Origin of the sequence: Micromonospora sp. CPCC 206061 (assembly GCF_036906915.1) — a bacterium.
GTDB lineage: Bacteria > Actinomycetota > Actinomycetes > Mycobacteriales > Micromonosporaceae > Phytohabitans.
The window spans coordinates 46,948-53,401 of the sequence record NZ_JBAKHX010000057.1 but is presented as its reverse complement, the minus strand read 5'-3'; the positions used below and the strand labels follow the sequence as shown (position 1 = coordinate 53,401).

The 6,454-nt window shown below is 71.1% G+C and carries 6 protein-coding genes; 5 read left to right on the top strand and 1 reads right to left on the bottom strand.

Annotation, left to right across the window (positions count from 1 at the left end):
• Nucleotides 1-336: 336 nt before the first annotated feature.
• Nucleotides 337-1,971 (bottom strand): phosphoglucomutase (alpha-D-glucose-1,6-bisphosphate-dependent), encoded by a 1,635-nt coding sequence (gene pgm, locus V6V89_RS29270; RefSeq protein ID WP_334622699.1) that lies wholly within the window; start codon nt 1,969-1,971, stop codon nt 337-339.
• Nucleotides 1,972-2,087: 116 nt separating this feature from the next.
• Between pgm and V6V89_RS29265 the strand changes: the two genes are divergently transcribed.
• From V6V89_RS29265 to manA, 5 genes are all read left to right on the top strand, one after another.
• Nucleotides 2,088-2,861: an HAD-IIB family hydrolase gene (locus V6V89_RS29265; RefSeq protein ID WP_334622698.1), complete on the top strand. Its 774-nt coding sequence runs from the start codon at nt 2,088-2,090 to the stop codon at nt 2,859-2,861.
• A gap of 37 nt (nt 2,862-2,898) precedes the next feature.
• Nucleotides 2,899-3,084, top strand: coding sequence for a Trm112 family protein (locus V6V89_RS29260; RefSeq protein WP_334622697.1), 186 nt, complete (start codon nt 2,899-2,901; stop codon nt 3,082-3,084).
• Nucleotides 3,074-4,258, top strand: coding sequence for an SIS domain-containing protein (locus tag V6V89_RS29255; RefSeq protein ID WP_442935239.1), 1,185 nt, complete (start codon nt 3,074-3,076; stop codon nt 4,256-4,258). The genes V6V89_RS29260 and V6V89_RS29255 overlap by 11 nt, the downstream gene beginning before the upstream one ends.
• Before the next feature lie 76 nt (nt 4,259-4,334).
• On the top strand, nt 4,335-5,303 hold the full coding sequence (locus V6V89_RS29250; RefSeq protein WP_334622696.1) for a cation diffusion facilitator family transporter: 969 nt from the start codon (nt 4,335-4,337) through the stop codon (nt 5,301-5,303).
• Between the two features lie 3 nt (nt 5,304-5,306).
• Complete coding sequence (gene manA, locus V6V89_RS29245) at nt 5,307-6,422, top strand: mannose-6-phosphate isomerase, class I (protein ID WP_334622695.1); 1,116 nt, start codon at nt 5,307-5,309, stop codon at nt 6,420-6,422.
• The last annotated feature ends 32 nt before the right edge of the window (nt 6,423-6,454 follow it).

Below are 6,454 nucleotides of genomic sequence, written 5' to 3'. Positions count from 1 at the left end.
GATCAAGGGCAAACGCACGTGGTTTGATCTCTTTTCCGCGTGCATTCGCCCTTGATCGATGCGAATGGCCTTGATCGGCGCACGGTCCGCATGGCGGGCGCGCGCGGCGGGGCCGGCGTAGCCGCGCTCGATCGCGCGGCGTCAAGGTCGCAGCCCGAGAGGCCCGCGGTGGGTCGAGCGCCCACCGGGGCGGTGATCGGCATGGCGCGGCGCAGGATCGTCCAACTCCGCGGCGTTGATCAAGGAGATCTGCATGGATCAAGGGCAAACGCACGCGGAAAAGAGATCCAACCACGTGCGTTTGCCCTTGATCGGCGGAAGAGGGGCGCGGGCGTACTAGGCGCGGAGGGCGGCCGTGATCAGGGCGCGGCCCTCGGCCTGGAGTGACGCTAGATGGTCCTTGCCGCGGAAACTCTCGGCGTAGAGCTTGTAGACGTCTTCCGTACCGGAGGGGCGGGCGGCGAGCCAGCCGGACTCGGTCACGATCTTCAGGCCGCCAATCGCGGCGCCGTTGCCCGGGGCCTCGGTCAGCAGGGCGGTGATCGGCTCGCCGGCCAGCTCGGTCGCGGTGACCTGGTCGGGGGAGAGTCCAGCCAGCACGGCCTTCTCCTCGCGGCTCGCCGGTGCGTCGATCCGCTCGTAGGCCGGCGCCCCAAAGCGCGACGTCAGCCTGGCGTAGTGCTCGCTGGGAGTACTGCCGGTGACGGCGGTGATCTCGGCGGCCAGCAGGCACAGGGCGATGCCGTCCTTGTCGGTGGTCCACACGCTGCCGTCGCGCCGCAGGAACGACGCCCCCGCGCTCTCCTCGCCGCCGAAGCCGATCGAGCCATCGAGCAGCCCGTCGACGAACCACTTGAAGCCGACCGGCACCTCCATCAACGGGCGGCCAAGGTCGGCGGCCACTCGGTCGATCATGGACGAGGAGACCAGTGTCTTGCCGACCGCCGTGCCGGCGGGCCAGCCATCCCGGTGCCGGTACAGGTAGTCGATCGCCACCGCGAGGTAGTGGTTGGGGTTCATCAATCCGGCGTCGGCGGTGACGATGCCGTGCCGGTCGGCGTCGGCGTCGTTTGCGGTGGTGACCTGGTAGTCGGCGCGGGACGCGATGAGCGAGGCCATCGCGTACGGCGACGAGCAGTCCATCCGGATCTTGCCGTCCCAGTCGAGCGTCATGAACCGCCACGCCGGGTCGACGTCGGGGTTGACGACGGTCAGGTCCAGCTCGTACCGCGACGCGATCTCGCCCCAGTACGCGACGCTGGCGCCGCCGAGCGGGTCGGCGCCGAGCCGCACGCCGGCCGCCCGGATCGCGTCGAGGTCGACGACGCTCGGCAGGTCGCCGACGTACGCGTCGAGATAGTCGTACTCGCCGGCCTGCTCGCGAGCGCGCGCGTGCGGCACCCGGCGCACCTCTTTGAGGCCGCCTTCGATGAGCGCGTTGGCGCGCTGCTCGATCACCTTGGTGGCGTCGGAGCCGGCCGGGCCGCCGTTGGGCGGGTTGTACTTGAACCCACCGTCGGACGGCGGGTTGTGCGACGGGGTGATCACCACGCCGTCGGCGAGCCCGGACGTGCGGCCCCGGTTGTACGTGAGGATCGCGTGCGACAGTGCCGGCGTTGGCGTGTATCCGTCGCGGCTGTCCCGCAGCACGTGTACCCCGTTGGCGGCGAACACCTCGAGCGCGCTGATCATGGCCGGCTCGGACAGAGCGTGCGTGTCACGCCCGACAAACAGCGGCCCGTCGATGCCCTGGCTGGCCCTGTACTCGCAGATCGCCTGGCTGATCGCCAGCACGTGGTCTTCGTTGAAGCTGAGCCGGGCGCTCGAACCCCGGTGCCCGGAGGTGCCGAACGCGACTCGCTGGTCGGCGACGGACGGGTCGGGGTGGGCCGTGTAGTAGCTCGCCACCAGGTGCGGCACGTCGATCAGGTCGGCGGCGGTGGCGCGTTGCCCCGCGCGAGGATGCGTCACGGTCAAACCTCCTGGTGGAAACAGTAGTGGGCAACGGTAGAGGGCGCGCGGCGGGCACGGGCGGCACGCCGTTACGGTGTGGGGCGGGCATGCACTCTTTCGACTGGAGGAAGCTCTTGACGGGCAGCGTTCGGATCGTGGCGTTCGACCTGGATGACACGCTGGCCGTGTCGAAGTCCCAGATCGACGAGCGGATGGCTGACCTCCTCGCCCAGCTCGTCGCTCGGGTCGACGTCTGCATCATCTCCGGCGGCCGCTTCGAGCAGTTCGAGGCCCAGGTCCTGCGGCACCTGAAGCTCGACGACAAGGCGCGCACCCACCTGCACCTGATGCCCACCTGCGGCACCCGGTACTACCGGTGGATCGATGGCGGCTGGGGCATCGTCTACGCGGAGAACTTCGCCGAAGAGGTCAAGGCGCGCGTCATCGAGGTGCTGACCGAGGGCGCCAAGGAGCTGGGGCTCTGGGAGCCCGAGCCGTGGGGCGACATCATCGAAGACCGCGGCAGCCAGATCACGTTTTCGGCGCTGGGCCAGTCCGCCCCGCCCGACGCCAAGTACGCGTGGGACCCCGACGGCGCGAAGAAGGAGCGCCTGCGGGCGTACGCCGCGCAACGCCTGCCGGACCTCGAGGTGCGCAGCGGCGGTTCCACGTCGGTCGACGTCACAAAGAAGGGTGTCGACAAGGCGTACGGTATGCGGAGGCTGATCGAACGCGTCGGCGTGGCGCACGACGAGGTGCTCTTCATCGGCGACCGGCTCGACGAGGGTGGCAACGACTACCCCGTCAAGGCGATGGGCATTCCCTCCGTGGCCGTGACCCGTTGGCAGGACACCGCGGACTACGTAGAGCGCTTGCTGCCGTCATTGGCCGCTGCCCCGCTGCCGTAGGATCATGGGTCGGTAAAGCCCTGGAAGGAGCAGTCCGGTGTCCCTGGACCCGCAGTTGCGCCAGATCCTTGCGTGTCCGGACACGCATCACGCTCCACTGGAGTTCGACGCCGCCGCGCAGACTCTGACGTGCACCGAGTGCAAGCGAATCTTCGAGGTCCGCGACGGCATCCCGGTGCTGCTGCTGGACGAGGCGCGAAACGGAGCTGACGGTGGGCGCTAGCGTGCGCGGCCGGCGGAACGTCGATGAGACTCTGCTCGACGACGCTGCCGCCCTTCAGGAGAACGACCCGGGCGGCATGCTGCGGGCCACCGCCTCGGCGGGCGCGCAGGTGCGCGAGTCGGCGGCGCTGGCCGCCGAGGCCAACCTGACGTCGTTGCTCGACGAGGGCCGCCCCCGCGCGGTGGTGATCGCGGGCGTCGGCACCGCTGGGCGTACCGGAGACGTGCTGGCCACCGTCGCGGGACCGCGCTGCCCAGTTCCGGTGATCGCGCACCGCAGCGCGGGTGTTCCCGGCTGGGTGGGCGCCGCCGACGTGGTGATCGCGGTCAGTGCCTCGGGGCGCAGCCCGGAGGCGCTCGGCGCCGCCGACGCCGCCGCGCGGCGCGGCGCCCGGCTGGTCGCCGTGGGCGCGCCGGACTCGATGCTCCAGTCGGTGGCCGAACGGGCCAGGGCGCCATTCATCGCGGTGCCGCGGCGCGCGCCGGCCCGGGCGAGCTTGTGGGCGCTGACCGTGCCGGTACTGATGGCAGCCCGCGCCCTTGGCCTCGTCAAGGTGAACGAGGCAGACCTCGCGGAGACGGCGACCCGGCTGGACGCCGACGCCGACCGGTCCCGCCCGACCGCTGAGTCGTTCGTCAACCCGGCCAAGTCGCTGGCAATGGCCCTGGCCGGCTCGGTGCCGATCGTGTGGGGCTCGTCGCCGCTGGCCACCGTGGCCGCGCGGCGCTTCGCCGACACCCTGTCGGCCAACGCCCGGTACCCCGTTGTGGCGGGCGCTCTCGGCGAGGCTGGCCGCGGTCGGGTCGGCCTGCTCGACGGCGTCTTCGGCGGGCTGGTCGAGTCGGCCCGCGACATCTTCGCCGACCCGGGCGAGGAGTCCGACGCCACCCGACTGCGGGTGGTGCTGCTGCGCGACGGCGGCCTCGGCACCGAAGAAGACGCCGACGAGCCGGTGGCCGTGGAGGAGCGGCGGGCCGACGCCGTGCAGACTCTGGCCGAGCGGCGCGGCGTGCGCTGCGACGTGGTCACCGCGGAGGGCGGCTCGTCGCTGGAGCGGCTCGCGTCGCTCGTCGCGATCCCTGACTTCGCATCCGTTTACCTGGCGCTGGCCCACGGGCTGGACCCGATGGCGGTGCCGGCCGTCACCGAGATGAAGGAGCTTTCCAACCCATGAGCGAGCGGAGCGAGCGAATCATCGGGCGCAGTGCGCTTGGTGCCTCATGGCCGCCCGCAGCGAAGCGAGGACGGCCATGAGCGCCTCCGGGGGCACCAAGGCGATCGTCGCGGCCCTGCTGGCCAACCTGGGTATCGCGGTCACGAAGTTCGTGGCGTGGCTCCTCACCCAGTCGTCGTCGATGCTGGCGGAGTCGATCCACTCGGTTGCCGACTCGGGCAACCAGGCGCTGCTGCTACTGGGCGGGCGGCGGGCGCGGCGTAAGGCCACGCCGCAGCACCCGTTCGGGTACGGCCGCGAGCGCTACATCTACGCGTTCATCGTGTCGATCGTGCTGTTCAGCGTCGGTGGCCTGTTCGCGCTGTACGAGGCGTACCACAAGTACGAGCACTGGCACGGCGGCCACGACGAGGGCATCACGGCGTGGCACTGGGTGCCGGTGGTGGTGCTGTCGGTGGCGATCGTGCTGGAGTCGTTCTCGTTCCGGACTGCGATCGTGGAGTCCAACCATGTGCGGGGCAAGGCGACCTGGGTCCAGTTCGTCCGCAGGGCGCGCGCGCCCGAGCTGCCCGTCGTGCTGCTGGAGGACCTTGGCGCGCTGGTCGGTCTGGTCTTCGCGTTGATCGGCGTGTCGCTGACGCTGATCACCGGAAGCAGCCTGTGGGACGCGCTTGGCACCGCGGCGATCGGACTCCTGCTGGTCACCATCGCGGTCATCCTGGCGATCGAGACCAAGAGCCTGCTGCTCGGCGAGGGCGCTACGCCGGAAGACGTCGCCAAGATCGAAGAGGCCCTCCTCGCCGGGCCCGAGGTCGACCGGATCATCCACATGAAGACGCTGCACCTCGGCCCGGATGAGCTGCTCGTCGCTGCGAAGATCGCGGTACGCGAAAGCGAAACCGCCGATGAGATCGCAGACCACATCAACGCGGCCGAGAGCCGCATCCGTGCCGCGGTGCCCATCGCCCGGGCCATCTACCTGGAGCCCGACATCTACCGGGTACCGGCAGCGCCGGCCGCGGAGCCGGCGCCAGCGGCGGGCTGAACCGTGGAGGCGCTGGCCAGCCCGATCCGGCCGTACGCCTGGGGTTCCCGCACCGTGATCGCGGGAATCCAGGGGCGGCCGGTGCCGAGCGACGGGCCGGAGGCGGAGCTGTGGATCGGCGCGCACCCGGGCGATCCGTCCACTATCGACGGTGTAAGTCTCGCCGACCGGGTCACCGCCGAGCCGGAACGGTTGCTCGGTCCTGCCGTCGCGGCCCGGTTCGACGCGCGCCTGCCGTACCTCGTGAAGATCCTGGCGGCCGCCGCGCCGTTGTCGTTGCAGGCGCACCCGGACGAGGCCCAGGCCCGTGCCCGCTTCGCGGCCGGGCATCCGAGCTATGTGGACGCTCACCACAAGCCGGAGATGCTCGTCGCGGTCTCGGATTTCGAGGCGCTGTGCGGGTTCCGTGACCCGTTGGCGGCAGCCGACAGCCTCGCGGCACTCGATGTGTCCACGTTGGAGCCGGTGGTCGCGGCGCTGCGCGCCGGCGACCTGCGCACCGCGCTGCGCGCGTTGCTGGAATGGCCCCAGACCGACCGCCCGTCACTCGTCGAGGCGGCGGTGGCGGCGCCCGGCGCTCCTGATCTGGTACGCCAACTCGCCGCCCACTATCCCGGTGATCCAGGGGTACTGGTGGCGCTCTTGCTGAACCACGTCACGCTGGCGCCCGGCGAGGCGATCTGGATGCCGGCCGGCAACCTGCACGCGTACCTTCGCGGCACCGGCATTGAGATCATGGCGGCCAGCGACAACGTGTTGCGCGGCGGGCTCACGCCCAAGCACGTCGACGTGCCCGAGCTGCTCGACGTGCTGCGATTCGAGGCGCTGGTCGACCCGGTCGTGCCGGCGGTCCCAGTGGCGCCGGGCGTGGTGACGTGGCGGGCGCCGGTGGCCGAGTTCGCGCTGCACCGCGTGCGGCCGGTGGAGGCCGGTGGTCCGGTGACGCTCGACGTGTCCGGTCCGCGCGTGGTGCTGTGTATCGCCGGCGAGGTCGTGGCGGACGACGGCGCCGCGAGCGTGAAGCTGCCGGCCGGGTACGCGGCGTTTGGTGCGGCCGGTGCCGGACCGGTGATCGTGGCCGGCGCGGGCGAGGCGTTCGTCGCGTCGGTCCCGGCCTGAAGCCAGTTCCTGCACGCCCGTCCGAAGATGGG